This window comes from Paenibacillus oceani (assembly GCF_014705615.1).
Taxonomy (GTDB): Bacteria; Bacillota; Bacilli; order Paenibacillales; family NBRC-103111; genus Paenibacillus_AB; species Paenibacillus_AB oceani.
The window spans coordinates 1-24,103 of record NZ_JACXJA010000046.1; the positions used below are offsets into that span (position 1 = coordinate 1).

Below are 24,103 nucleotides of genomic sequence, written 5' to 3' on the forward strand. Positions count from 1 at the left end.
TCTTCCCTCTCCTTGTCTCTTCAAGGTAAATTCCTCTTTTAATTCCAGTTTCTTTACCTTTCACTTTTTTGTACCTAAGTAGTTACCTCTGGCAGCTCTTATTTCCGCCCTTCCGCCTCCTTTTCCCCCTCCGGCTCCCGAATAAGAGCTGCCTACCACCTCTATTTGCGCAAAATCGCCGTTTCCGCGCCAATTAAGAGCTGCTGGCGGCTCTTATTTCCGCCGTTCCGCCTCCATTTCCCCCTCCGGCTCCCGAATAAGAGCTGCTAACCACCTCTATTTGCGCAAAATCGCCGTTCCTGCTCTAATTAAGAGGCTCTAACAGCTCCTATCCCCCACCTGCAGCCAGAGCCAGCATAATCCCCCCGCTTCACCTAGCTAAGGTCGTTCTCCCCACTCCCAAACTTAGCTGGCAGCGGTGGCCCTAACCCTTCAGCCGCGTTTCACTTTCGCTTCGATACCGTTTTTTCAAGCATGCATACTAGTTGCGGCAACGACGCAGTCATCTCCTCACCGGCACGCATATCTTTCAGCTTCATTTGGCCCGCGGCTGCCTCCTCTTCTCCGACCAAAATGACGTAACGCGCCCCTTCCGCGGAGGCGGCAGCCAGCGTCCGCTTCAGCTTCCGGCCGGACGGCGCAAGCTTCGCCCATATTCCGGCGTCCCGCAGCATCGACGCAGCGCGGAGCGTCTCGACCATCGTATCGCCGATCGGCACGAGCCATACCGGTTCCATCCTCTGCTCCAGCACCCGGCCCCGGCAGCATTCCAGAATCGAATCGAGGCCGAAGGAGAGACCGACCGCCGGGCAGTTGAACTGCTCCTTGCCGGCGAGCTTGCCGATAATCGCATCGTAGCGGCCCCCGCTGGCTAGACTGGAGCCAAACGATCCGTCTGCTATGAAGCACTCGTACACCGTACCGGTATAGAAAGACAATCCTCTCGACAAAAACGGGTCGAACTTGCAGATTCCGTTCAAGCCGGTTCCTTCGAGGAGCGAGCCGAGCCTGCGGACCTCCGCCGTTCCTTCCTTGTCCGACAGCCCGAACAACGTTACCAGCTCCTCAAAATCCGGAAGCTCCGCTTCAATCAGCCGCACCACCGGACCGTACACGTCCGGCTCCAGCCCTTTATCCGCCAACTCTTGTTCGACGCCTGCGGCACCGATCTTCTCCAGTTTGTCGAGCGTCAGCATGACCGAGGGCATCCAGGTCTCTCCAACCCCCAACCTTCCCAGCAGTTCCCCCAGAAACCGCCGGTTGTTCCACTTGATCACGATCGCAATCCCGAGCTCGCGAAATACGTCGGCGGCCAGCTGCATCAGCTCCGCTTCCGCTTCCGGGCCGGTTATCCCGGCTATATCGGCGTCGCACTGCACAAACTCGCGCAGTCTGCCGCGCTTTACCGGCCCGTCGCGGAATACTTTGCCGATCTCGTATCGTTTGAACGGCAGTTCCAGGCCGGCACTACCCGCGACGAATTTCGCGAAAGGAACGGTCAGGTCGTAGCGTAATCCAAGCTCGCGGCCCCCTTGATCGGACAACGTATACATTTCCTTTAAAATCTCGTCACCGCCTGCATATTTCGAAGCCAGCAGCGAACACTCGTTCACGATCGCCGTCTCCATCGGCTCGAAGTCGTACAAGGCGAAACGGTCCTCCAGCACGCTGCGAATCCGGTTTCGCAGACGTTGTTCCTCCCCGCGGTAATCGAATGTTCCTTTTACATTTTGCATGAATCTGCACTCCTTCCATCGTTTTTAGGAACAAAAAAACGCGCCGGACCTCTTGGTCCTGCGCGCTCGGTATGCCGCAGGGAGGCCAACGCGAACAGCGTTAGCCCACCCTGGAATCAAGCTTAGGGCGTGCTAACGCTTCTTGTGATGATGAAGTTGTGCGAACAAGGCTGTAGCCATGGCGTCCGCCTCCCTCATGTTCCTAATGAATGGTTCTCATTATATCGTGAAGGGGCGCAATATGCAACCGTCATTCCCGAAAAGCAGGCCGGTTCAGCCGTGCTTTATAACTCGGACCAGGTGACGGTCAGCTCAATGACCCCGTCCTTGGAAGCCAGTACGCCTCCGATCATCGACCAGGACTGCTTTTTCGTCTTGTTTTCACCTTGAATGATTATATTTTTATCGTCAATGGTCTGAGCGGCGTCAGCCAAGTTTTGCGTTTTGAAGTAATCCTTGTACAGCTTCGTAACCGAGCTCATGCTTTCTTTAGTCGTGAATACAAGCAAGGCGGACTTTCTGCCGTCGTTAATCCCGGAATGGGACGTCTCGATTTCCGCATCTTTCGGAAGCGGGAAATCGGCCGGCAAATATTCCGGCATGTTCTCCTTGCCAGAAGCCTGGACCGAACTTGGCTTCGAGGTTTCACGGCTTTGCTGGCTAGGAGTTGGATCGGTGAGAGCCGTTGGGCTGCATGCACCGGCCAGCATGGCGGCCATAATGGATATACCGGCAGATTTCCAGATTTTATTTCTCATCTTGTTGTCAGCTCCTTTTCTTTACATGGACTATCTTACCATCCCCTTCCTTTTTCTCCACATGGAGAAAGTCCTAATTTATGTGAAAATTAGATGAAAAGAGCCAGGAGTCCGCAGTCCTTTTTGAACTGCGTCCCCTTTTCGGTGCCGACAGATATCGCATTAATCCGACACGGTATCCGGCCATCTGATGCGGCCCTCCGCAGCCGGGCAGAATAACGAGACAGACGGGCTTCACACGAAAAAAAGCACCGACGGCTTCTGCCGTGATGCTATCTGTACGACTCCCATATCGGTTATGGTAATCGGAATCCTTATGCCGGGAAACTAGCTACGGTCGCACTTGAATCATCTCTCGCATACAGTTGGTGCAGATATGCTTCTCTCTGTACTCCGTAACTCCGTTCATGTCTCCGCAAAACACACATTTCGGGCGGTAGCGCTCGAGCAGTATGTGATCGCCGGAAACCAGTATTTCCACTGGATCCCCTTCGTTCATCTTGTATCTTTTCCTTAACGATTTGGGCAATACGATTCGGCCCAACTGGTCTACTTTCCGTACTACGCCTGCCGGTCTCATCTCGTCTCACCTCGCTTCATTCCGCTTTCATCAATAGTGATTCGCCAAACAAGGATAAATTCCTTCTTTTTACAAAAAGTTCTGGTACCCGCTTTACAGAACGTTTACTTCAGTCCCAGAAACGCGTTCTGCCTCAATCCTTCGAATAAAACGATCGCTGCGGCATTAGACAAATTAAGCGAACGGACGCTGTCCGTCATCGGCATTCTCATGCACGTTTCGGCGTTGGCTTCGATCAGTTCCGGCGGCAGTCCTTTCGTTTCTTTGCCGAAGACAAAGACGTCGCCGTCCTTATAGTCAAACTCCGTATACAGCCGCTGCGCTTTCGTCGTGGCGTAGTAATAACGGCGGCGGCTGCCGAGCTTCTCCTGAAGCTCCCCGAACGAATCGTAGTAGTGAATGTCCACCGAATGCCAATAATCGAGACCCGCCCGCTTCAGCGTTTTGTCGTCGGTCAAAAAACCGAGCGGCCGAATCAGGTGCAAAGACGTCCCCGTTGCGGCGCATGTCCGGGAGATGTTTCCTGTATTCGCGGGAATTTCGGGTTCGACGAGTACAATATGAAAAGCCAAGACTACCGTCACCTCACTGAATTTACAAAAACATACGGTTATTTTAATGAATAAACGATCGAAAGTAAACCTGGGTGAGCCATCATTTGAAGCGTGTATTTTATTGTCCTCACATCAAATTTTACATTGATTTTACGAATCCTTAATCTTGGCATGATCTAACGGGGCGATAATGGAGATACATACTGAAAACTTGCAAGAAAGGGAGACGATGATGACGAAGAAGAAAATACTGGTGGTTGACGACGAGCCCTCGATCTCCATGCTTATCGACTTTAATTTGAAGCTGGTCGGTTATGAAGTGCTGTGCGTATTCGACGGGGAAGCCGTCTTTGAAGTGATTCCGCAATTCCGTCCCGATTTGATCGTGCTCGATCTGATGCTGCCGAAAGCAAACGGCATCGAAGTATGCAAAAGGCTGCGCGAGCAAAACAACCTCGTACCGATTATCATGTTGACAGCGCTGCAGGATTTGTCGGACAAAATCGCAGGACTCGACAACGGAGCGGACGACTATATGACGAAGCCGTTTAGCCCGCAAGAGCTTATATCGCGGATTCAGGCGATCTTCCGCCGGACGAGCGCATTACCTGCAGCCGAGATGGAGACGCTGCACATCGGACCGATCCGGATTCAGCCGGATCAGCGGGAAGTTACGCTGCACGATACGCCGATCGAGCTGACGCCGAAGGAATTCGAGCTGCTGCTGTTTCTGTGCAAGCACCGGGGCAAAGTATTGAGCCGCCAGCAGCTGCTTCACGGCGTATGGGACTACCACTTCATCGGCGACACACGGATTGTCGACGTCCACATCAGCCATCTGCGCGATAAAATCGAGAAAAACGCCCGCAATCCCGAATATATCGTCACAATCCGCAATGTCGGCTATAAGCTGACCGAGTCGGTTGCCAAGGAATCGTTAGCCTGATCCTTCCAAGCGAACCAATTTATGAAGAAGAACCGTCCGGCGTCCGGACGGTTTTTTTTGCGTGCAAACCTCTATACTTTCAAACCGCTCTTATTTCCCCTGCCACGTGGAATTCGGACAAAATAAAAGCTGCAAACCGCTCTTATTCTCACTTCCCTCTTGCCCGTGAGCGGGCTTTCAGAAACGACCATTTACACCGGACAGGAGAAGCGATGCTGCCTCCAGGATCTCAGAAATAAGCCGGCACGGATCGCCGATCAAGAAGAGAATCAGGGTTCCCGCCCCGCCTACAGCTCCATCAGCATTTTATGGAAACGGTCCAGCATGCTCCGGTACACGGCGGGGTCGGAATCCGGCATATAGGGAGTAAACGAGAAATAACCTTTGTAGGAACGCTTCAGCAAAATCGAAGCGAGTTCCTTTACCTCGGCGTTGCCTTCGCCGGGCAGCACCGGTCTCCCGTCCGCGAATAATCCGTCGTTAATCCGCAAAAACCGGATTTTCCCCTTCAGCTTGCTGTTATAAAACGCATGGAAAAACGGATGAGCCTTCACCCGGACAAATTCCAGCGGGTTATAGACGACCGCGGTGTTCTCGTCCTTGATCCGATTGTACAGCGCGGTCAGCTTGCGGTCGTCCGATAAGCACGACAACGAATCGTTTTCGACGACAAGCCCGATCCCCTGCACCCTCGCTGCCGTAACCAGCTTGCGGAGCGCCTCGATCTCGGCCTCTCCGGGCTCCGCCGACGATCCTGCCGGACGAGACGGTTCCCCGCCAACCTCTCCGCCACCGTCTGCTCTCGCCCCTTCCACTGCCGCGTCTCCTGTGCCGCGTATCGTCACCTTGACATGCTCCACTTGCAGAAGCAGCGCTTTCGCCAGCAGTTTCTTATAGTACTCGTAGTCGGTTACCGGACGGCTGCCGTTCAGCAGCACGATTTTTTTGTGGTTGGCAATCAATTGGTTCCGGCCGTACTCGACCTCTTCGCCGTTCCAATCCGCGATCGATTTGCCTTCGAGCTTGTCGTTCAGCTCCATATTCGAAATTTGCAGCTCGCTGCACAACCGGATTTTCTGATCCAGACCGGCTGCCGCCTTGTCCGCCGCCAGTATACTAAAGTTAAACATGGCGCACACCCTTTTCTTCGATCGATGTCAATTGGCAACGACACATATTTCGCATGTACGGTCGGCACAGCCGTTTTCCTTATACACGGACAGATCAACCGGCTCTTCCGAATACAGCCGTCTCGACCAATGGCACGAGTTGCAGTTCGGGTTATGGCATATAAAAAACAGCGGATCGTCCCGAAGCAGCTTTAGCCCGATCTCGAACACGTTTTGGACCTCCATGACGAGCACGGCCGCGTTGCCGATCCGGCCTTCGATCAAGGCGCCGTGCTTCCTCAGGACGGGAGTGAGACGCAGAAAGTCCCGGTGGCCCGGAGGAAATTTGTTCAGGGTTACGGTCTGGTTCTTGTAATCTTCCATATAGGTAGGAGCGGGAATATCGACGGTCAGCAGATAGCGGGCATCGATCGCTTCCTCCAGGGAGTGCATGATCGTATTGCGGTCCATATCGACGCCGAGCATCATCACCTTGCCGCCGAGATCGCGGATCTTGTAATAAGGGGTCCCCGGTCCGCAGCCCGTCTCGCAGTGTTCGTGACCGGACGTGATCCATTCGGCGTGTTTCCCGACCGCGGCAACCGAATGAACGGGATGCAGGCTCCGGTGCGCGTCCGCCCGTCTGCGGAAACCTTCGGATATTTTCCCGACCGCAGACGGGGTGTTCGCCGCATCGAACGGCTCGGACCAGCCGGTCAGCGTCGACATGACGATCGTTCCTTCTTCGCCTACCGTCTCCAGCAAAGCGTCGATCACGGCTTCGGCTCCGCCGTCCACATAACCGATGCTGGTCAAGGAACTGTGCACGAGCACGATATCTCCGGCCTGGATATCCATCAGCTCCAGCGCGGTTTTCATCTCCTCTTTATTTACCATCTCCGCTAACCTCCTTGGGTGATGACCGCCCGGCACGGAACCGCGCTCGTTCCCGGAATGTTCAGCGGCAGCGCGGTCAGCCGGACCTCGCTCTGCCTTACCGATTCGAGGTTGACGCATGGCGCGAGCATCAGAATATCCGCTTCGTAAAACTCCGCGAAAAACTGCTCCGATTGGGCCAAGTTGTCCCACCTCGGAAAATCCGATCCAAGCAAATACGGCTTTTGGCCGATCAGCCATTTCATCGCATCGTATGTAAAGTAAGGCGAACGCTCCAGGTAGCTATCGTCCATCCAATACTTGCCCCAGCCGGTGCCGACAAGAATCGCGTCTCCGGGACGAATCCGCTCGCTCCCCGCACATTTCTCCAGCATGGCCGCATCGATCGCAACACGCCTGCCGGGTACGTCCAGCTTCGCTTCGTTCAGCATCAGCACGACACACCGCATGTTCACCAGCTTGTCAACGGGAATATCGGCGACGTAGTAGCTGCTCTCTCCCCCAAAATAATGGGCTGGCGTCTCCAGATACGTTCCGGTTTGCGAATGAAGCCCTTCGAACACTTCCGCATACACGACAGCCTCCACCCAAGGGACGCGGTCCAGCGGCCGCATCCGGAATTCCGGAAACGGTTTCTCGTAATTCCACATCCCTTGTTGGATGACGCCGGTAATATCGATCACGTTCATCGCTTGCCCCCCTTGTCTTCTAGGCGCAGCAGCGCCGTCCTTGCTCTAGGATGGCATCAAACGGGGACACTTGCAACAGACATATCGTGTCTTTATTCAGCATACAGCTGCGCAGGTCGGTTATCTAGTCGCTAATCGATTCGTTTTAACTAAAAGTCCAGTCACCCACAAGCTCCAGTATTTTGGTTTCTGCGCCATCCATGTTACGGAACGTTATAGAGGCTCCGCGCTGCGTTGTTGATGCTATTGTCTTAATAGCACCATCGAGTGTTATGTTCAAGCCATTCACAGAGACTCCATACGTTGTATGAGTGGATTCAGGGTCAAACACAACTTTTCTTACAGAAAAGTCCCGATCCGTCCGTATTTCACCTGCCACTATGTCAGTAGTGGCTTTATATCGAACAGTTGAACACGCGCGAACCGTAATTTTTGGTGATGATTGATCTAATACGGTCTCACCGTCTAGTTTAAATGTAGAACCAAAAAACGGAAACTGTGCAAGTGTGGTCAAGCCTGCCGCGTATAAGCTTAATTTTCTTTCTGAATTCGGTGCGCATAAGTAACGCGACTCTTGACGATACGGCAAATCGCCCGCATACCAAGCCAAGATAGCATTGCAATTCTCATGAACATTTAAAGTAACCTCAAATGCACCGATTGTTTCATTACCAACGGTGCCGTTATAAGTATGACGCATTGGGAATGCTGTAACGGATCTGGCAATCTCAACATTTTTTATTCGGCACCTGCATCCGCTTTTAACCCAACCGTTTTGCAAACCCATGTAGAACGTGCCGCTGACCATAACATTGTCAATATCTACAAACCCGGTAGACCCGGTTTGAGTGCTAAAAAAACCTAAGCATGTATTTGTAGTGTTGTATAGTTTCATTGTTCCTGTAATACGAACTTCATATCTGCGTTCTTGATAGTTAACGCAATACAGTCCTGCGTAAACATCTTGAATGGTCGGGGATTCAATGAGCAGATTGATACATTCCGGCAATTCTCCGCCTAACGCATTATTGGGCTCTATATCAATTCCCGCTTTCGGAAAAGTGCCTTTCACACCATCATAATCACCAACTTTTTCAATATAGGGTCGAATGATGGATACATTTACAAATGAACGAGATGAGATCCCGTTACGTCTCGCGCCAGAAATGTAGGGTTCAAAGATCGTTACGTTCGTTGGCTCATAACCGCCCACAACGTTTGCCAGTCTTCCGATGTCTATCCCATCGCCCCAACAATCCACTATTCTAGGTTTGTGGAAATAAATATGTTTACAATCAAGAATTTGAATTCCATGTCCCCACTCGCCGGTTGTCCCTGAATGCCGCAGTCGGTCTCCCTCTACTTTAGCGTTAATTACAACGGCATTTTCTACACGATACGTTTTGATTAGCTGATACACGGTATTGGATGAACCTAATAATTTTAACCAGCCGTTCTCAGTAAAACTTAAAACGGAATTAGATAAAACGCTTAGTAGGCAAGTATCTCCCGAATCCACTGCGCCGTAGAATACGGCATCGATGACAAAGGGTCTGCCCTTGGACGCTGCGTACGCATATCCGGTACGTAATTGTGATTTTTGATCTTCCTCTATATGTGGAGTTGCAAACCACGAAGCATAATAAGCGTGCTGGATATCCATTACCCAACTTGAAGTCACAGTTACACCGTTCTCTTCTTCCGCGGTGCTGGGTGTATACGTATAAAATGTTTCAATGGAGCGGACAAATACTCGATCACCGTCTTCAGCATCAAGCGCAATCAGTTCAGCAAGATCTGCAGCCGTTCGAGTTATTGCCGCTGGTTCATCGACGCCCGCCGTAGAAACCGCTTCCAATTGTAAAAACGTTTCATTGATCGCACCGACAAGACTGGACTTATCCGCCGTTTTTAAGGAAGATAAATCTCCAATCTGTTCATGGGGATTACCCCCGCCTTTTCCGTATACGGATAAAGCTGCAGTTGCTGCCGGATTAGCTTGACCCAATGCCTGGGAAACCCCGCCGGTTGCCGCGAAAGTAACACCCGTTATGCCGATAGCCGCCAGCAAATCTCTCCGACTCCATTTATCGTGTGTACGTTTCTCTGATTCCCCTCGTTCCGCTGTCTGATTTTGTTTTTCGTTATCAAGTCTTTGATCGTCCATCTTGACATTCACCCCTGATCTTGAAATGACTCCCCCTTTCGATGCATCGAAGGGGGGCTGATAGGTTTACCGTGAGGATCGAATCGATTTACATTACTTAGCGCCTTGGAGCTCGGCCAGCTTCAGCTTGATTGCTTCCTCTGCTTGCGACAGCGCCTGATTGACGTCGATCGTCCCTTGCAAATACTCTTTGAATTTGTTGATGGCAATGCTTTCACCCTGACTGCGGTATTGCGAGGCAACCGGATATGGAACGGGCTTGCTTTTGAAAATGCTTGGTAAATGTTTGTCTTTCAAGCCGGGGTTGGATGATCCGAGCGCCTGCTTGATCGCATCGCTGGCGAGCGGCGACAGACGACCGCGCTTGGACAATTCCAACTGCACCTCATCCGAGCTCATCGTCTCGATAACGCTGACCGCATCTTGCAAATGTTTTGTCGTTTTGGTCGCAATGACTGTATATACGCTTGCATTGCCGTACGTGTTCGGCTTTTCCGGATAGCTCGGATACTGCGCTACGTCCCAGCTAAGCCCATCCTTTTCGGCTGCAACGAGCTGGTTGAGGATGTTTAGATCAAGCAGCATGCCGAGCTTCTTGCTTTTCATAAACTGATCCTTCGGCGATTCCGCAAGCAGCTCGTTGCCTGGAATCGAGAAAATCTCCTTTGACAACTCGAACACGCGTTTCCACTTGTCGTTGTTGATGACCACTTGATTGTTCGCGTCAAGCGCTGCTACGCCAAGCGGCTGCGACATCCAAATGATCGTGTAGCCCGGGTCGAGACCGCGGATCTGCACGCCGCCATCGGTGCGTGTCACTTTTTTCGCCAGCTTCAGCACGTCATCCCAATACATACCATCGGTCGGGTAGGGGGCACCGGCTTTATCAAAAATGTCTTTATTGTAATACAGCGCATGGTAGTTGACATTAATCGGCAAACCGTACAATTCGTTTTTGTCCGACGCATTGCGGACGTCTGTAATGTAGTTAGTTTCAAAGCGGTTCAAGGACATGTTCCGCGCTTTGAACAACGGCTCCATGTCGATCACCAGCTCCAAATCCCGGTACGACGCTAAGGCGCCTGTAAAGGTGACAATCAAATCCGGCGTACTGCCGGACGCCATCAGTTCATTTAATGTCGTTCCCTTTGCGTCCGGCACATATTCGAGCGTAATGTGTGGGTATTTTGCCTGGAGACGCTCCCCGACAACTTGTTGAAACTCTTCGTCAAGCAAGGTCCCGACCGCTTGGCTGGCAATACGAAGCGTGACCGGCGACGGCTGATTGACTTTCGTTTCTACGGCGCTGCCTTCTTTGCCGCCACATCCGGACAGTACAACGGCCATTGCAGCAGTGAACAGTGCAATTGTGCGTACTTTAAATCGTTTCATACGAAAAATCCCCCTGTTTGAAAATGAATGGCAAGCGTTCGTGATCCGCTACGGATTTTATAATCCGATAGGATTAAGGATTAATTTCATATAAGGAAGCGCTTTCAAAAAGGGCTTGTTACCTTGATGCGACACCACCAGCGTACGATGCGCGCAGCATCGATCATGCCGCAGTCCCGGAAACTCCCTCGTCGATACGCAGCTGCGTCTGCAGCGTCGTATAGGGACAACATTTCCTTCTATTGCATGACATTCTCACTTGCTCGTATGGGATCCCACTTACCATGTGCACACATTCATCATAAAGGAAACCCCTGTCCTTTTCCTATACAGGAATGATGCACTGCCCATACACTTGATTTCACCCTTCACAAGGCGATATAATGAGGCGCAATAGACGGTTGTATGAGGAGTCGACTTGAAAATGGAACCGTATACACCGGCGCAATTAAGACCCCAACTAGTTCTTCTGGCGGAATGGGTGCAGAAGGAAACGTTTCAGCATCACTCGGTCAATGTTCCCTGGTGGATTTTGTTCTATGTACTGCAAGGGCAGTTCCAGTATCAAATCGGGAAGCACGAAGGCGTGGCCGGCCCGGACGACCTGCTGCTTTGCCCGCCGCACACCCTATTTCGTCGTCACATGACATTGCCTTCGACGTTCCTGCTCGTTAACTTTAACTGGTTTTCCCCGCTAGGAGAGCGGATCGATTCGGACCGTCAGCTGATGCCCAATCCGGTCGGAAAATTTATTATTCAAGATATGCAGCGGCTTGCCTCAACTCATCTCCATTTTCAGAAACTGCTTGACCGAATCGATTCGTTTGCATTGGAACGGCGCGATTTTTTGCTGCAAGACTTGTGGCAGCTGTATACGTGGGAGTGGGACTGCGCCCAGCGGGATTTGCGGGAGCAGGCAATCGACCCGCTGATGAAGCGCGCGGAGCAACTGCTGCGCCATCATGCGATGGGACGCTTGTCGCTCAAATCGATATCCAGCGAGCTCGGTCTTAGTGCCGTGCAGTTTACGCGACGCTTCAAAGCGGTGTACGGCTCGTCGCCGACCGACTACATCACCAGCTTACGGTTATGCAAGGTGCGGACGCTGCTGCTGGAAACCCAACTGACGTTGAATGAAATTGCGAGCCAGTGCGGTTATGAAAACGGGCTGTACTTAAGCCGTGTCTTTTCCCAAAAAATGAACATCAGCCCTTCCCAATACCGGCAAAGCCATCACATATAAAACGGGCGGGAATCCTGCTTAGAAAACTAAAACGGGATGGAAGCCCTGCTCCCATCCCGAAAAATGAAACTAATGATCAGGTAAACAAGCGGACTGTCCTTGGGATGCCGCTTGTTTAATATTTTGCACGGATCGGCTATACGTTCAGCAGCAGCAAAATGATCGACATCATGCTGAAGCAGACGTTGACGAGCCACAGAAACGCGACGACCTGCTTGGGCTTCATGCCGGTCGACAACAGCCTGTAATGCGCCTGGCTGGCGTCAGCCTGATAGATCGGCTTGCCTTGGCGCATCCGCCGGAAGACGACGAACAGATTGTCGAAGATCGGCACGCCCAGCGCCAAAATCGGGATGAACAGCGACAGCACCGTCGCCTGTTTGAACGCCCCGTCGAGAGCGACGACGGCGAGTATAAAGCCGAACAACGTCGCACCGGCATCGCCCATAAACACTTTGGCCGGCGGCTTGTTGTAACGAAGGTAGGCGATCGCAATCGCCACGACGATCATCGCGATCATCGCCGAGCTGGACTGGCCTTTGGCCAGCGCTACGATGAATAGCGTGCCCCCCGATATGGCCGATAAGCCCCCGGCCAGACCGTCCATCCCGTCCGAGAAATTGATCACCGTCGTAACGCCGAATATCCACGTCACCGTCAGAACGAGCTGCAGCCAACCCGGCAGCAGGACCTCCTGCCCGGTAAACGGATTCGTAAATCCATAAAAGACAATGCCGGATTCGTAGACCAGATAAGCGGCTGCCACCTGCACGAGAAATTTCGGCATCGCCGGAAACTCTTTGCGGTGTGTCTTGTACCAATCGTCGATCGTACCGATGATCAGCACCATGAAAGCTCCGACCAGGATGGCGGTCGTCTGTCCCGGCTCCTCGCGGACGAACAGCAGGAAGGCGACGGCGAAGCCGATAAAAATGGCGATGCCCGCCGTGAGCGGAATCGGCTCCCGATGTATTTTCCGTTCGCTGTCTTCCCGGGGCTTGTCCACAAAATCGATCCGGAACGCCAGTTTGCGCAGCGGCGGAATCAAGACGTACACGATCGCGAATGCAACGATAAAGGCAAGTAAGTAATAAATGACAATCCCTCCCGGATTTCAGTACCCTGTTTCCCCTATAGCCCGGACTCTCCGGCTGCCTTCCAGAGTGCCGGGCCTGCCGGTCCGAAGCCAGACGGCTAAACCGGATGAACATCCCGCCGTGCGCTCAGCCTTTGCCGGCTTCCTTCAGCAGCGGCTCGTACATCATAATCGCATGGTTCTCGGTAATGTACTCGTCGCCTATACAGGTTCCTTGCAAGTCGTACACTTTGCGGTATATCGTGTTGTGCCGGACGTAGCGGCCCCAAGTTTCCAAGGTGATGGCATGATCGCGCTCATACACCTCGTAGCGGTGAAGAGGAGCCCGGTCCGTTCTCCACTCTCCGCTCAGAAACGCATCGTCCAGCTCCAGATGCAGCTGATAAGGCCGGTCGGTAGGATTATAAATTTGCAAATCGATGTAATTGTATGCGCACGTGGCTCCGCTTCCGAACGGCTGCGTCCGGGAGGAGTCGGGAAACACGTCATAGCTGTGTCGGTGCCTTTCGACTACTTGCAGAGGCGTATGCAGCGTAATCCAGTAGATCAGGTTCGATAGCTGGCACAGGCCGCCTCCTACTCCGGAACGAAACGAGCCATAAAACAGAACCATCGCCTCCCGGTAGCCTTTCCTCCGCGTCGGTTTGCCAATCAGCTTCCAGTAGGACAACGTCTCGCCCGGGCGAATGACGATGCCGCTCAGCCGCCGGAGAGCGATGGACAAGTTATGCGCCTTATTGCGCTGCATCCACATGTCTACGTTTTTCAGCGAACGGTACACCGGGGTCTGATGACGGAACACCGGGTATGGCTGCCGAGGCTCGTTGTCCCGCAAGGCCGCATAACGACGGGAGCCCAGCCACCAGCTTATCCGTCTGCGCCACGTATAATACCGGGCACCCAGCCAGATGCGCAGCCGGGATCTCGGAATCGGCTTCATCCTCGTATCCTCCAGTCGGATGCCGTCGTATTACGGCAAGTAGTCGCCTTCCGTATTGACGGTTCAACCCGGTAAAAGGTTCATTCTGACAATGGCGGTTTTTGAATATATTGGACATTCGGCGTCGATTTCCCTTCTTTATGACAGGACCACCGGTAACATTATGCTGAATGCCGTCGCTTTCAGTCAGCAAAAAGCCCCTGACGAGCCGGGGCTCGAAGAGGCTTATTCCATCGCACACGGCACGTCCGTCACCTCGATCATCGCCGATGCGTGGCGGTTGCCGCACGTTACTGTGATCGCCGCCGTTCCCGGCGCTTTGCCTGTAACCTTGCCCAGATCGTCCACCTCGGCTGCATCCGGGTTATCGGACGACCATTCCACTTTAAAGGGCGGTGCCACCGGCATCGTGATCGGATGATTGGTGCTGGTCTGAAACGTTCCGTTCGCTGTCAGCGTCATTTCCTGATTCACACCCAGCCTGACCGCAAGAGCGCCGAACGTAATCTCGTCGAGCAGCGGCACGACGTCCCAGCTGATAGAAGCTTCATCCACGTATACGTTCAAATAATGGTAAAAGCCGCCTTTATCCGGCGGAATATGCGTATATTTGCCGCCGCCGCCCGATATGACATAGTCGACACCCTGAACGTTTTTGTGCAGATAGGCGTGAAGATCGCCGCTGAATACGACTACGTTCGTATCGGGGCGTCTGGTCTTGAACGCACCCATCAGATCGTACAAGCGCACCGTATCGTCCGGGTCGCTGAAGCCGTGTCCGGTCTGGAAATGTTCCCCGTCCGCGGAAATCTCGTCCGGAGGAACGTGCATAAATACGATGACATGGCGCTGACTCGTCTGCTCGAGCACTTGCCTGAGCCAGGTCAACTGGGAGGCGTCGGAGCCGGTAATCGAGTTGTTCGCGGAATCGAGTCCGCCCGAGCGGAGCGCCGACTGTGAAGCTCCACCGGACCGACGAAACGTTCCCCGCGAGGTCCGCCGCCGTAACGCTCGCCGTATGCTTCGAATCGGGCTCGAGGGGAACGGGAGGCGTGTAAAACAAAGTGCCGCTGGCCTCGTCGTATGTGTGCCCGACCGTTTCCCCGTCCAGCCCGAGCCGGATCGAAGCGGCATTCACTCCTGTATAGCGGTCCGCCGCATGGATCGTAAGCCTCGGCCGATTCGTCTGCGTCCGGATGCCGTCCATCGGGCTGATGACGCGCAGCGCGGGCGCCTCGGTATCCGGTCCCGTGTACACGACAAAGCTCCAAGCCGCTCCGGGCAGCGCCGGATTACCCGCCTTGTCGGCGGCGTCCACCGTTACCCGTCACTTCTGACGGCCTCCGGCTCCGCCTTCGCATTTTCGTTCCCGTACGCTGCCTTCATGTTCATCGATACCACCTGACTGTTTGCTGATTCGTATGGATATATCCACCTGCCTGGAGCGTGAACCTGTCTGGGAGCTCTCTCCAAGCGACGATGGTCACTTTTCGGAAGCGATTTCATTTAATGTAATAATATTTCTCCGATAATACAATAAATAGTTTATAATGTTCCAACTCTCTTGTATATAGCGAATACTGTCGTTATTTGTAAACGAGACCTGTCTGCTGCAACCGGACATAAGCCCCTGTATCCCGCTTCACCGCTGGCGAAACCGCAGAGATAAAGTCGAAAATTTTTCGCCCGCACAACGAAAAAAATATGCTAAACTAATATACAAGTAATAGACCTGATATGGAGTTGTCTTAGTTGTTATTACGCACGACAGTATAAAAATAAAGGTCTCCAGCACCCTCTAATTTCGGCATAAGGGGATAACAAAGACGAATAAAGGCGATTTGCCACCCTTATTTCAACCAACTGATCGGGTCAGCACCCTTTTCGCGGATTTTAGCAGCTTCAAACCGCTCTTATTCCACCTGCAAGCGGGTTTTCGAACAAAATAAAGGGTGCAAACCACTCTTATTCGTTCCCGGTTCCCTCCTCTCCTGTCTACAAGCGGAGGCACAAGGTCGAGCTGCCATAATGAACGGCTTGCGGCGCTTGCTTGCACGATAAGAAAAGCATGTAACCGAAACGCTTACCACGATGAGTGATCCTGCGCAAGCGGGAGCTTTTCTTAGTTCAGAATGTCTCGGTTCGTCTAACGCATTAGCGAACATCAAAATTCTGAATCGTTCAAAAAGGAGGAATCCGCATGGCGATCTTTCCCGAGTACGAGGACGCCAAAACCGACGACCGTTTTTTGTCCGGTCAGCAGAAGGGCCAGCTGCCCTTTTATATTTCGTGCAACCAGCCGTACTCTCACTACCCGATGCACCATCACGACTTCGCCGAGCTGTCGTTCGTCGTAGAGGGCTCGGGCACCGAATCGATCAACGGGCTGGCCCACGAGCTGCGCCGGGGCACGATGTCGCTGCTGCTGCCCCATCATATTCACGAGCTATACAGCAATCCCGACGATCCGCTTAAATTATACAGCTGCATGTTCGATATCAACGTCTTGTTTGGCAACGCTTACGAATCGTATATGAATCCGTGGATTCACAAAATCGGCTCGGAGATTCCGTCGCATCACCATTTCGAAGGCGAACGGCTCGCGTCCGTAACGTCCCTGATCGAGCAGCTCGTGCTCGAATATAAGGAATCCCGCCTGGGCCGGGACGCGGTCTTGCGGGGCAAGTTGATTGAAGCCGTCACGTTGATGCTGAGGGCGCTGACCGATCCGAACCAGTCCGGAACCGTGAGCAAAAACCAGCCGGGGTCTCGCGTATGGAGCATTTTGCGCTATATTCATCTTCACTTCAACGAGCCGATCTCGCTGAATTCCGTATCCGAGCATTTCGACCTGCATGCTTCGTATATCAGCCGGATGTTTAAGGAGCACACCGGCAAAACGGTCAACGATTACATGCATACGCTGCGCATCACCCGGGCCGCCACGCTGCTCGTGGCAAGCGAGATGTCGATCTCGGACATCTGCATGGAGGTCGGCTATGACAACTACCGTACCTTTGCGCGCGTCTTCCGCGAGCATCACGGCATGTCTCCGTCGGAGTACCGGATGTCGCAGGCCGCCAGACGGGCGAAAGCTTTGTAGGGCAGGGAACCTCCGCTTCGCTCGGCACGGTCAAAAGCATTCCCATAACATGGAACGTCCCGATTTCCATACGAAAGGACCTCAAATCCCACTGTAACGCGTGGGCTGAGGTCCTTTTTCCCAAGAAAAAATGCAGGATTGCGGTTTTATTATGTCACTCCATCGAGGATTACCGCCGCAAATGAGTGCGGACGAAAGGCCACACACGCTCCTTATAATACCGGTGACCGCCGCTGCCTTCATACAGCTCGCAGCTCGATTCGGCATCCATCGCAGCATAAACATTCCGCAGATGGCCGTACGTCTCGCGCGTCCCCTCGATGGGATAAATCTCGTCATGAATGCCGTGGACGATAAGCAGCGGTCTCGGCGCGATCAATGCCGCCACATCGTACATTTCCCCAAGCTCCAGTATGCCGGGAACGATATTGCATGGGCAATGGCCGATCGGAATGATCGATTTCTCGAAGGTGCATACATACGAACCCGGCACGGCGACGGAGATCCGGTCGTCGAGCGCCGCCGCGAACAGCGTGACGGTGCCTCCCCCGGAATTGCCGGTCATCACGATTCGGCTCGTATCGATCTCTGGCCGCGTGGCCGCATAATCGATCAGCCGTCCCATATCATGCACGCGCTCTCCGATCAGTGTCCGCCCGTACATCAGCGCCACTTTTTGAAAATTGACGCAGGAATTCCCTTTCCCATCCGATTTCAGCCATTCCTCTTCTCCGCCCATCTCGTAAAACCCGCGGACGTCCGGAGCGATCACCGCGTAGCCTTCCTTGACGGCCTGCACCGCCACATCCCTCTCGCCCTGCTCGTTGCTGGTCCGATCCTCTTCGGAAGCGTAGTTCGCGACATAAGTTTCTTTGCCGCGTGCTCCATGTCCGTGCGGGGTAATGACCAGCGGATAAGGCCCTTCTCCGGTACCCGGGAGCAGCAAATAAAACGGAATCTCGACGCCGGGCTCGCTTGTCACATACCATTTCTCGCGTGTGTAACCGTCGCATTCGACGCTTTCCGTGCGGCGGGGGTTCAGCCCGACAGGCACCGTCCCGATCCGGTTCAGACCGAGCCGCTCGCGGAGAGCGGCTCGAAAGTCGGCGCGCCAGGCATCCCAGCTTCCGTCCGATAGCGGCGTACGGTAATCGAAGGTGCGGCCCGAGGCGCGGGCCAGATTGTCCCTGTAGCCGGCCGTATTAAAATATTGCATATGACTCTCCTCCTAGCTCTCTTGGATAACGATGCAAGCTTTTAGATCGATTATACCTTGAATCCCGAAACAATGGTATCTATATCCAAAACTTCACTTCCGACCGCGTTCTTCGCGGCTTCGGTTGTGGAGACTGCCATTATACCTCATGCCCGCTTTCGTTGCTTTCGGATTTTTTGGTGACACTTTCGTTTTTTTTGGATGCATCGTCAGCATAAGCGCTACAGCTATTTATTTCGTTTTACATACTCCGACGGACTTTGCCCGGTCTTTTTTTTGAACAATCTGCTGAAATAATAGATGTCGTTGAAGCCTAAGCGCAGAGCGACTTCTGTCACGTTGGATTTTCCGCTTACAAGCAAATCCATGGCAATATTGATCTTCAGCTTGTTCTGGTATTGGATAATCGACATGCCAGTCACTTTTTTGAATAATAGACGAAAATGAGATTGACTCAACTTCGCCAATTGGCTTAATTCGTCGACGGAGTAAAACCGTTGGGAGTTTGCTATCATATAATGAACAATTTGATCAATGATATATACTTGAGGACTGATGTCCTCCTCACTTGCCGACTCCCGGATCAGCATGCTGAGAATATCCATGACTTGGCTGCGGCACTTAATTAAATAACCGGCTCTTTTTTCCACCCACTCGTTATGAAGTGCTTGGAATAACGGCGCGGATTGAAAAAGCAAATTGTTTTTGACGACCGGCCTTATCTCCATCAGCTTATCTTGGTAGGCTGAATCGGTAATGACGATTTTGAAGATAAGGGAGTAATAAGACCAGGGATCATCCACATCGCTTTCGCCTGAATGCCACAGATTTTTGGGGAAGAACAATACATCGCCCTTCTTGATCAAATACTGCTCGCCACGTATCCGATAATGCGCCTTCCCTCCCGTTGATAAGGCGAGAATGTACCAATCCTCGTTGGCATATTCCACTTTCCATGCTGGCTCTGTCTGTTTATGAACTACATATCGAATATCTGTGACGACAAAATCAAAATCTTTTTCAACGGGGGGCATCGGCATCGCACTCCTCGAGCTTTACTTCTTCTCCGCCTCGATCATTTTATTGATCTCCTCCTCCGCCGCACGCAAAGCCGTGTTCATATCGCCTTTTCCTTCGATAAACTCGATATATTTTGACATCACCAAGCGTCTGGCACTTGCCGTGTACTGGGTAAAGGCAGGAGCAGGCGCAGCTTTGCTTTTGAACGCGGATTGTAAATCGATATTGCTTAGTCCTTCCAGATCTTTGCCGAACTGCCGATCCACATCCGGGTTTTGTAATATCGTTTTACGGGCGTATTTCCGAGATGCTAGCAGTTGAACTTCATCAGACATCATTTCCTTTAGCATCAGCATCGCTTCGTTCTTATGCTTGCTTGTCTTTGTGACATAAACCATCCCCGCCGATACGAAGCCATACGTATTCGGACGCTCTGGGTAAGAAGGATATTGAGCTACGCCCAGATTGAATCCATCGCGGATCGTATCTCTGAATGTGCCGAGAATGGATGTCGTAGCCAGCATCGCCGTATTTTTTTCTTTGAAGAACGCGTTCGTATAGCCATTATCTACTCTCGGCGGCTTGTTGCCTGGAATATTGTTGATGCGGTAGCCGAGATCGAACACTTTTTTCCACATTTCATTATTCACCGTTGCCTTCAGCGAAACCCTGTCCACAAAGTCTGGCGACAACGGCATTGCCAGCCTATACACATTCTCATAATGCAATCCTTTATATTGAACGCCCCCGTCCTGCCTGGTCAATCGTCTGGCAAGCTCGACGGTTTCGTCCCACGTCAGTCCATCCTTCGGATAGGAGACTCCAAATTTATCAAAAATATCTTTATTGTAGTATAGCGCATTAAATTGCTGAAAATAAGGCAGTCCGTAAATAAGACCATCGCCAAGTGCATCGCGCACACCGTTGACAACTACCGGATCGAGACGCTCCAGATTTATCCCAAGCATTCGGATCAGCTCCGTATGGTCGAACAGTACCCCATAATCGTAGCTGCTTCCGATGTTCGTATTATCGGACATCACCAAATCCGGTATGTTCCCCGCACCGATCAAGTCTATAAGCTGGCTCCCCTTGCCGGCCCGGATCACTTCAAACGAAATGTTCGGATACTTCTTCTTCACTGGGTCCATAAAGAGAACTTCTACTTCTTCCATGGCAATGCCTGCTCCGATCAGAAATTTCAACGTTACAGGATCCTTCGACACTTGCACTTTCTTTACCGGACCGGGATCTGACGCACTTCCGGCATCCGGAGCAGACTCTTTGGGTCCGCATGCGAACAAGATACCTGCACAAACTGTAATAAGCAAAGCTACATACACTCGTTTACGCATCATTTTCAGTGACCCTCCATTTTTCACCGCAATATTGTCTGTCCATATAAAGTCAATCTAAGGCGCCCAAACATAGATTTGATCCTGCTCCGTCTCGACTTTATATCCGATCAGTTTTACGTTGGCATCGACCAGATGCCGGCCGGTCCTCAGATCGAACTCCCAGCCGTGCCAAGGGCAACGCAAGACTTGTCCTTCCATTCCGTAATCGTACTCGTACACCATGGATGGCAGTCTCGTTCCGCATACTTCACCCCGGCATGCGGGAGCAGCCATATGCGGGCACATGTTGCGCCAGGCGTAATAGTCCTCTCCCAATCGAAATAGGCCGATCTGAACACCGTTTACATCTGCAAGTTTTCTCCCGCCTTCGGGAAGGTCCGACGATTTTGCCACCAAATAACGTTTCATTCGCTCATTCCTCCCGAAACGGTCCCGGGGTAAATCGGTCTACGGGCAAGCCCGTATAAGTCGGCCGCCGTACCTGCCATGATGCGGTGTTTCAACCCCTTATCCATGCCCCGGAATATCATGTTTGGATTATCGTTGTCCCAATGCGGATAATCCGACGAAAACATCAATGTTTTCTCCGCATCGATCATCCGGCAAATTTGCAAAAAATGATTCGGATCGTCCGGCTCCTCGATCGGCTGCGTCGTCAAGCGGATATGAGCCTTTATATATTCCGAAGGCAACCTTTTGAGCCAAGGCGTGGAATCGCGAAGCGCTTTGTAGTTTTTATCCATCCGCCACATAAGGTGGGGCAACCAGGCGACGCCCCCCTCGATCGCGACAAAAGTCAGTCTAGGGAACTTCTCGAAAACGCCCTCGCAGACAAGGCTGTTAATATGAGCCATGTAATTGGTCGGCAAGATGTTGTGCCACTCCATATAACGTGTCGGATAACCTGAAGGAGTAGGAGCGCCCGATACGCCGACTCCTTCCGTTCCGGGATGGATGGCCACAGGAAGACCCAATTGCTCGGCAGCTTCATAAATCGGATGATAGAAACGTTGTCCGTAAAGCATTCTCGTTGCGCTCGCCATGATGATCTGAACGATATCGGGATGCTCGCCGATCCTACGAATTTCTTTGGCGGCTGCCGCCGGATCCGAAGCGTTGACGAACATCGATCCCTTGAACCGGGGGGATACCTTTAACCATGTGTCCACCAAACAATCGTTGAAGGCGGTTATGATGGCATTGGCATAATCCGGGTCGGGATGGAGCGATAAAGCAAGTGCGTTGCCATTCAGTATGGCATAATCGATTCCGTATCTGTCCATATGATCGCTAATCAGAAAATCCGGATCGCTTCCAGGCGCACCGCCTCGTTCCGGTACGGCATCGCTGCGGCTGACCCTGATCGGGGAATGGTACATATATCCCAATCCGATACCATGCGTTTTCCACTGGCTTTGCCATACTTTCGGAAGATAAGGCATGATGTTACCTACTTGAATATGCACGTCCGTATCAATCAGAAGCGGTTCGTTGTTGTCCATCTATGGTTTCCTCCTTGTCCCCTCTATCCGAGCGGGGATTTATGTATCCGATGATCTATAAGGCTTGAATCAGAACGTTGACAATAACCGGAGACGGGTTGCCGTTCGTGATCGTTATGGTTCGGCTGGATCTTGCCGTGGCAAGGGAAATCTCATTTCGCGGCGACGAGCCGCTTTGCAAATCCGACTTGACAACGTTCGGGCCGCCGTAATCGTAAAAGTCGAATCTCATCTGAGACCACTTGGTTGACGGGCTGCTTGGTTCGAATATCGTGCACCATACCACTCCCGCAAAAGGCTCAATCGTATAAGCCTTGTTCAAAACGATGCTTTCAGACTCGCCTGCAGCCAAGCTAAACGTCCTGCGGACAGGCAGCGTCATTCGGTTGAGGACGGATAGCTGGGCTCCTCCAGACTCCGTATAGGTTGCATACGAAACATTCTCTGCTTCCAGTGTCCCTGGCCCCGAGTTTAGCAAGGTGCCTGTCACCTGAATGCCTGTCAACCTTCGATAACCCATTACAAGAGATAAAGTCAGATCCCCGAACAATGAATGGCGAATATCGACATTTTCACACCTCCGGTCGTTGGCGACAGAGTCGCGGGATAAGTTCAACTTTTGTGGAGTAGTGATGCCCTCGATATTCAGCCTGTTGCAGCCTAGCAAACTGAAAGCCATAGTGTTGGTCGACGAGTCCAGCCACCCCCGAATGAAGATATTCTCGGAGCGTCTTGCCCCCTGCGAACCGCCGTGGGTTCCGGCCAGCAAAGCTTTGGGCGTATAGTCGGTCACTATATTTTCATAGATGGAATTTCGGTTCGCATTGTCTTCGAACGCATACTTGCACGCGCCTGCTATTCGCACGTTGCTTCGCACAGAGTTATCATTTCGCACTAGCGAGATAGCCGGATAGAAGAGCGAAGGGCTTGCGTCCGCTATCTCAATATTGTGTAAGCTAACGTTTCGCCCATAGAAGCATTTCAGCTTCTGTCCGTCGCCCGTGCCATCCGGATTGGACGATTGGAATCCATCAATGACAAGGCTGCCGACAAAATCGGCCTTGATCACTTCGCCGTTCGCTGCCGGAGGCTTACTCCCCGTAACTCCTGATGAGATGTCCTTCACATTGTGGAATTCCAAATTGGAAAGGGGCTTGGTAATGTCGTCAATGCAAGAGAACCCGTAGCGTCGAAGATTAACGAAGCTGATGTTGGACGCGTTCAAGTAGCGGACGTTTTTCAAAGCGAAAAAACCGGCATTATTGCCCGAGACGTTGGCCTTATTCCCATCCAGTGTCAGGGAGCCGCTGATCAGGATCGCATCCATATTCGATAAAGAAAAGAGCGGTCCCGTCTTCGCTCCGGCGCTCAACTTGATTGTCGTGCCTCGCGACTCCCATAGGAGACAGCCGGCAGTTGCCGACAGTGTCCCTGCAACTTCGAAAGTTCCCGGGCCGGATGTGATCGACTTGCCTTCCGTAATAGCTCTGACCAGCAAAGAAATATCGTTGACGGTGGACTGGGAGAAGCCCAGATCATGTTCAAGATCCAGCGTCCCGTTGCATACCTGGAAGCGCGGATTCGAAGGAACTTTACCGTAAACGTTCTCGAGAACGGACATGCCGCCGCCCTCGGTTCCGGCCTGTGCGATCAAACTTTGCGAGGTTAGTGCGATTCCAGCTATTCCGATCGCCGATAATAAGGATCTCCTGCTGATCGCCCCCCCTGGAAGAGCTTCTTTATTTATTCGAACATTCCGATCATCATGACTTAAGTTATCCGGCATGGGATCCCTCC

General features: G+C 52.4%; 23 protein-coding genes. 4 read left to right on the top strand and 19 right to left on the bottom strand.

Going from position 1 to position 24,103, the window contains the following annotated elements; all coding sequences use genetic code 11:
• Positions 1–443: 443 nt before the first annotated feature.
• The 4 genes from hisS to trmL all read right to left on the bottom strand — a co-directional run bounded on the left by hisS (position 444) and on the right by trmL (position 3,646).
• Positions 444–1,736, bottom strand: a complete 1,293-nt coding sequence (hisS, locus tag IDH45_RS27290) for a histidine--tRNA ligase (protein ID WP_190931317.1) — start codon at positions 1,734–1,736, stop codon at positions 444–446.
• A gap of 284 nt (positions 1,737–2,020) precedes the next feature.
• Entirely contained in the window at positions 2,021–2,494 is a 474-nt protein-coding gene (locus IDH45_RS27295) for a hypothetical protein (RefSeq protein WP_190931318.1), read from the bottom strand.
• Between the two features lie 331 nt (positions 2,495–2,825).
• Entirely contained in the window at positions 2,826–3,074 is a 249-nt protein-coding gene (locus IDH45_RS27300; protein WP_190931319.1) for an AbrB/MazE/SpoVT family DNA-binding domain-containing protein, read from the bottom strand.
• 104 nt (positions 3,075–3,178) lie between these two features.
• Positions 3,179–3,646, bottom strand: coding sequence for a tRNA (uridine(34)/cytosine(34)/5-carboxymethylaminomethyluridine(34)-2'-O)-methyltransferase TrmL (gene trmL / locus IDH45_RS27305; protein WP_190931320.1), 468 nt, complete (start codon positions 3,644–3,646; stop codon positions 3,179–3,181).
• A 214-nt stretch (positions 3,647–3,860) separates the two neighbouring features.
• On the opposite strand from trmL, the gene IDH45_RS27310 reads away from it, so the two are divergent.
• A complete protein-coding gene (locus IDH45_RS27310; RefSeq protein WP_190931321.1) occupies positions 3,861–4,574 on the top strand; it encodes a response regulator transcription factor in 714 nt (237 codons plus the stop codon).
• 287 nt (positions 4,575–4,861) lie between these two features.
• On the opposite strand, the gene IDH45_RS27315 is transcribed toward IDH45_RS27310, so the two are convergent.
• From IDH45_RS27315 to IDH45_RS27335, 5 genes are all read right to left on the bottom strand, one after another.
• Entirely contained in the window at positions 4,862–5,704 is an 843-nt protein-coding gene (locus IDH45_RS27315; RefSeq protein WP_190931322.1) for a hypothetical protein, read from the bottom strand.
• Positions 5,705–5,731: 27 nt separating this feature from the next.
• On the bottom strand, positions 5,732–6,580 hold the full coding sequence (locus tag IDH45_RS27320; RefSeq protein WP_190931323.1) for an AAC(3) family N-acetyltransferase: 849 nt from the start codon (positions 6,578–6,580) through the stop codon (positions 5,732–5,734).
• A gap of 5 nt (positions 6,581–6,585) precedes the next feature.
• On the bottom strand, positions 6,586–7,269 hold the full coding sequence (locus IDH45_RS27325; RefSeq protein WP_190931324.1) for a cyclase family protein: 684 nt from the start codon (positions 7,267–7,269) through the stop codon (positions 6,586–6,588).
• Positions 7,270–7,414: 145 nt separating this feature from the next.
• The gene (locus IDH45_RS27330) at positions 7,415–9,436 is read right to left on the bottom strand and encodes a hypothetical protein (RefSeq protein WP_190931325.1); all 2,022 of its coding nucleotides are present in this window, start codon (positions 9,434–9,436) and stop codon (positions 7,415–7,417) included.
• Positions 9,437–9,529: 93 nt separating this feature from the next.
• Entirely contained in the window at positions 9,530–10,828 is a 1,299-nt protein-coding gene (locus IDH45_RS27335) for an ABC transporter substrate-binding protein (RefSeq protein WP_190931326.1), read from the bottom strand.
• Between the two features lie 424 nt (positions 10,829–11,252).
• Here IDH45_RS27335 and IDH45_RS27340 point away from each other — a divergent pair, with 424 nt between their 5' ends.
• Positions 11,253–12,071 (top strand): helix-turn-helix domain-containing protein, encoded by an 819-nt coding sequence (locus IDH45_RS27340; protein WP_190931327.1) that lies wholly within the window; start codon positions 11,253–11,255, stop codon positions 12,069–12,071.
• 136 nt (positions 12,072–12,207) lie between these two features.
• Here the strand turns inward: IDH45_RS27340 and IDH45_RS27345 are convergent, their stop codons facing one another.
• The 4 genes from IDH45_RS27345 to IDH45_RS35380 form a co-directional block, all read right to left on the bottom strand.
• On the bottom strand, positions 12,208–13,173 hold the full coding sequence (locus IDH45_RS27345; RefSeq protein WP_190931375.1) for an MraY family glycosyltransferase: 966 nt from the start codon (positions 13,171–13,173) through the stop codon (positions 12,208–12,210).
• A 121-nt stretch (positions 13,174–13,294) separates the two neighbouring features.
• Positions 13,295–14,107 carry a VanW family protein gene (locus tag IDH45_RS27350; RefSeq protein ID WP_190931328.1) on the bottom strand — a complete coding sequence of 271 codons (813 nt, stop codon included), beginning with the start codon at positions 14,105–14,107 and terminating at the stop codon, positions 13,295–13,297.
• Positions 14,108–14,332: 225 nt separating this feature from the next.
• Complete coding sequence (locus tag IDH45_RS35375; RefSeq protein WP_223837008.1) at positions 14,333–14,569, bottom strand: Ig-like domain-containing protein; 237 nt, start codon at positions 14,567–14,569, stop codon at positions 14,333–14,335.
• 124 nt (positions 14,570–14,693) lie between these two features.
• Positions 14,694–15,314, bottom strand: a complete 621-nt coding sequence (locus IDH45_RS35380; protein WP_223837009.1) for an Ig-like domain-containing protein — start codon at positions 15,312–15,314, stop codon at positions 14,694–14,696.
• On the opposite strand from IDH45_RS35380, the gene IDH45_RS27360 reads away from it, so the two are divergent.
• Together IDH45_RS27360 and IDH45_RS27365 are read left to right on the top strand one after the other, a co-directional pair.
• A complete protein-coding gene (locus IDH45_RS27360; RefSeq protein WP_190931330.1) occupies positions 15,267–15,512 on the top strand; it encodes a hypothetical protein in 246 nt (81 codons plus the stop codon). The genes IDH45_RS35380 and IDH45_RS27360 overlap by 48 nt on opposite strands.
• Positions 15,513–16,307: 795 nt before the next feature.
• Entirely contained in the window at positions 16,308–17,210 is a 903-nt protein-coding gene (locus IDH45_RS27365; RefSeq protein WP_190931331.1) for a helix-turn-helix transcriptional regulator, read from the top strand.
• A gap of 169 nt (positions 17,211–17,379) precedes the next feature.
• Here the strand turns inward: IDH45_RS27365 and IDH45_RS27370 are convergent, their stop codons facing one another.
• The 6 genes from IDH45_RS27370 to IDH45_RS27395 form a co-directional block, all read right to left on the bottom strand.
• Positions 17,380–18,426, bottom strand: coding sequence for an alpha/beta hydrolase family protein (locus IDH45_RS27370; RefSeq protein WP_190931332.1), 1,047 nt, complete (start codon positions 18,424–18,426; stop codon positions 17,380–17,382).
• 227 nt (positions 18,427–18,653) lie between these two features.
• A complete protein-coding gene (locus IDH45_RS27375; protein ID WP_190931333.1) occupies positions 18,654–19,460 on the bottom strand; it encodes a helix-turn-helix domain-containing protein in 807 nt (268 codons plus the stop codon).
• A 21-nt stretch (positions 19,461–19,481) separates the two neighbouring features.
• Positions 19,482–20,804, bottom strand: a complete 1,323-nt coding sequence (locus IDH45_RS27380; protein ID WP_190931334.1) for an ABC transporter substrate-binding protein — start codon at positions 20,802–20,804, stop codon at positions 19,482–19,484.
• 54 nt (positions 20,805–20,858) lie between these two features.
• Positions 20,859–21,212, bottom strand: a complete 354-nt coding sequence (locus IDH45_RS27385; RefSeq protein WP_190931335.1) for a Rieske (2Fe-2S) protein — start codon at positions 21,210–21,212, stop codon at positions 20,859–20,861.
• Positions 21,209–22,306, bottom strand: a complete 1,098-nt coding sequence (locus IDH45_RS27390; protein WP_190931336.1) for an amidohydrolase family protein — start codon at positions 22,304–22,306, stop codon at positions 21,209–21,211. The genes IDH45_RS27385 and IDH45_RS27390 overlap by 4 nt, the downstream gene beginning before the upstream one ends.
• Positions 22,307–22,361: 55 nt before the next feature.
• Positions 22,362–24,092, bottom strand: a complete 1,731-nt coding sequence (locus tag IDH45_RS27395; protein ID WP_190931337.1) for a hypothetical protein — start codon at positions 24,090–24,092, stop codon at positions 22,362–22,364.
• Positions 24,093–24,103: the final 11 nt, after the last annotated feature.